1 protein-coding gene and 2 pseudogenes are annotated in these 3,212 nt (G+C 32.5%); all 3 read right to left on the bottom strand.

The window, feature by feature from the left end:
- Nucleotides 1-1,112, bottom strand: a pseudogene (locus CXF59_RS00065) (hypothetical protein); the annotation flags it as partial.
- Nucleotides 1,113-2,194: 1,082 nt separating this feature from the next.
- Nucleotides 2,195-2,896 (bottom strand): annotated as a pseudogene (locus tag CXF59_RS00070) (OmpA family protein); the annotation flags it as partial.
- A 126-nt stretch (nucleotides 2,897-3,022) separates the two neighbouring features.
- Nucleotides 3,023-3,212, bottom strand: a 190-nt coding sequence (locus CXF59_RS00075) for an OmpA family protein (RefSeq protein WP_157824484.1), incomplete at its 5' end; no start/stop codon positions are given.

A 3,212-nucleotide genomic window follows, 5' to 3' on the forward strand; every position in this document is an offset into this window, starting at 1 on the left:
GGGTTTACCACTGTTAATGTTGGCAATGGGTTTACCGTAATTGTACCACCCAAACTTATTGCTGGACATGGAGTTATTTGACCGGTTGTTGAAACACTATAGGTTCCATTAGCTGTAGGAGTACCACTTATGGTTACTGTTTTATTTGGTGCATCTATCGTTGATATTAAACCTGCTGGTAAACTTGTGACACTAACATTTGTTGCGCCACCTCCCCAAGTATAAATTGTACTTGTAATTGCTGTTCCGGCACAAACCGTTTGATTTACCGTTCCACTAGTTAACACTAAGGTTGCAATTGGATTTACCGTTATTGATCCCGTAACTTTACAAAATTCATTATTAGCATCTCTTTTTCCATTATCGGTTACCGTTAACGTATAAACTCCAGGAGTCACATTTGAAAGTCCTTGTGTGGTTAAGTTGATGTTATCATTCCATGAATAAGTAAAATTACCTGATCCACCAGTAACGATGGAATTAATATTCGTTTTGTTTCCAGAATCACAAGTGGCATTGAGTACCACATTCAATGGGGGAGTTATGAGGATGTCAGGAGTGCTATAGCACCACTTTGAAGATGAATAAACAACTGGACATCCTCCGCCAGGCGTATTAAAGACCGCTAGAATGTTCGTCAACATAAGAGGATTACCACAAGTGAAAGTGTATACTCCATAATCTATTTCCTGGTATGTGGTCCCATCTGTCCATACCTTAACCTCTTCTGAACTTTTTTTAAGCGGTCCATCGCATTTTATAATTTGGCAAATGGTTTCACCCGCGCCATTTTTTAAAGTAGCAAACACCCCCAAATATCTTTCAGAGGAGGTGTTATTATGGACTTGAATTTTGAGACGAGCTGTTGTTGGACTTCCTGACGGGCAAGAATTACATGCATTTTCAGCAACAAATGTGGCCCCTAAAAGTATCACATCATTGGCAGAACCGCAGGTTCCTTTTGTGTAAGACGATCTCAAATCTACCTGATTTGCAGAATTATCACAAGGTGTTTGCCCAACTGCCGAAAATGGAATAATGACATATAGTAAAAAGGCAATGAAAGTAGAGGATGAAAATATTTTTGTCGAAAGTGTAAAGTTTGGTTTCATGTTGATTTGTTTTAAATCGTTAGAAAGTAGTAAGATTGTAAGGGGTTATAATTACCTCTGGCATTTGTCACTTTTAGATATAGTAGGTGTCATTCTGATTGGCTTTGTAATAGTTATATGTACCAAATCCATATTTTTGGAAATAGTTCTTGAAAAGCCTAGAAAATGATATGTTGCCATTAATTTTTTTGAAAAAATCAGCAGTGTTTGAACTAAATTAGGATGGGATTTAGGGCTGCCTAATTTAGAATATATAGTACTTGTAATTAGAAGTATTACCGATCTGAGGAAAGTAATTTTCGTTTTCATAATATTTCTTTTTTAATTTGTTACTTAAAAAATAAGTAGTTGATATTTCAGCTCTTTAAAAAATAAAAAGGTGTAAGAATTAATTTATATGTTCAATCAGTTTTTTTGATTTTGGCCTACACTTTATTTTAAGTAGGATCAATTTTACTGTCTAAATTTTTCAGGAATGAAAATTTTCTTTATTGGGTTTAAATTTTTTTTCAGTCGTAGGGGACTTTTCCTTTTTTATTTTAGTTAAAACACGAAACTAAAATGATTTTCAACAGAGGCGTGTTTTTAAACAATTTTTGAATAAATGCATTTTTCAATTTATTCAAAACTTCAAGTGCAGTGCTATTTAAATCCTAATAAAAACATAAAAGGTTCTTTTTTCAGTGTTAAATAATTTTCAATATTTATGATTTCCTCTTTTTTATATATTACTACTAAAAGAGTGTTTAACAATCATAGTTAAATTTAAGAATTATTATTGATGATGTTTTATTTTTTCTATGACTAACCAAAAAACTCGTTGAAATGGATTTTTTGTTGGGAAATAGTTAAGTTTTAATGTTTGTAAACCCCTTTTTTAAGATTTAATTTGTGAGATAATACATTGATTAGTAAATAGTTATGATTTTTTTAACAAGAAGTTTATTTAATTCTTGTTAAATTATTAGTTAAGTAAAGTCATATACAGGTTTCTGTTAATGTAATAATATAAAAACAAAAAACCCCAGAAAGTTAAACTTTCCGAGGTTCCGATTTATTATATTAATCTAGTATTAAATCCGTTATAATTCCATGATAATAAATTCGCTTCGTCTGTTTAGTTGACGTTCTTCTTCGGTGCATTCAAAGTTGTCAGCACATTTATTTATGAGTTGGTTTTCCCCATATCTTTTAGCGGTTAAACGACCTTTATCCACTCCGTTTACTATTAACCAAGCGATAGTTGATTGTGCTCTTCTGTCTGATAAAGAATCATTGTATTTGAATGATCCACGGCTGTCAGTATGGGATCGAATATCAAGTTTCATTTTTGGATATTGATTCATGACATCCAATATCTTTTCTAAATCTATGGCTGATTCAACGCGGGTATTAGATTTGTCGAAATCAAAGTATATATTTTTAATACCAAAGTATTTGCCAAAATCATCGCCGATGGTAACCTTACATTGCTCTTTTTCTAATGCTATATCCAGTTTTGTTTTTCCGTCTTCGTCGGCAATAGTCACACTTTCTTCCCTGGTAGTATAGGCTTCTTTTTCGGCGCTTACATTATATGTTTTTCCGCATTCAATAGAAAAAGTATAGTTTCCTTTATCATCTGAAATAACGGTTTCCGTAGGACTAAATTTGTTGTCAAACAAACTAGTTTTTGCTCTTAGAAGAATCTCAGAAGTGGCTAGATCTGTCACTTTTTCATATAGTTGCTGTTCACAAAGAAGTTTTTTAGTTTCTAGGAATTTATAAATATTATCATCGCCTTGTTAAATTATTAGCTAAGTAAAGTCATATATAGGTGTCTGTTACTGTAATAATATAAAAACAAAAAACCCCAGAAAGTTAAACTTTCCGGGGTTCCTATTTATTATTTTAATCTAGTAGTGAATCAGCTATAACTCCATGATAATAAATTCGCTTCGTCTGTTTAGTTGATGCTCTTCTTCGGTACAGTCAACGTTGTCAGCACATTTATTTATTAGTTGGTTTTCCCCATATCCTTTAGCGGTTAAACGACCTTTATCCACTCCGTTTTCTATTAACCAAGCGATAGTTGATTGTGCTCTTCTGTCTGATAAAGAT

The sequence above is a fragment of the Flavobacterium sp. ALD4 genome (assembly GCF_002836475.1).
Lineage (GTDB): Bacteria > Bacteroidota > Bacteroidia > Flavobacteriales > Flavobacteriaceae > Flavobacterium.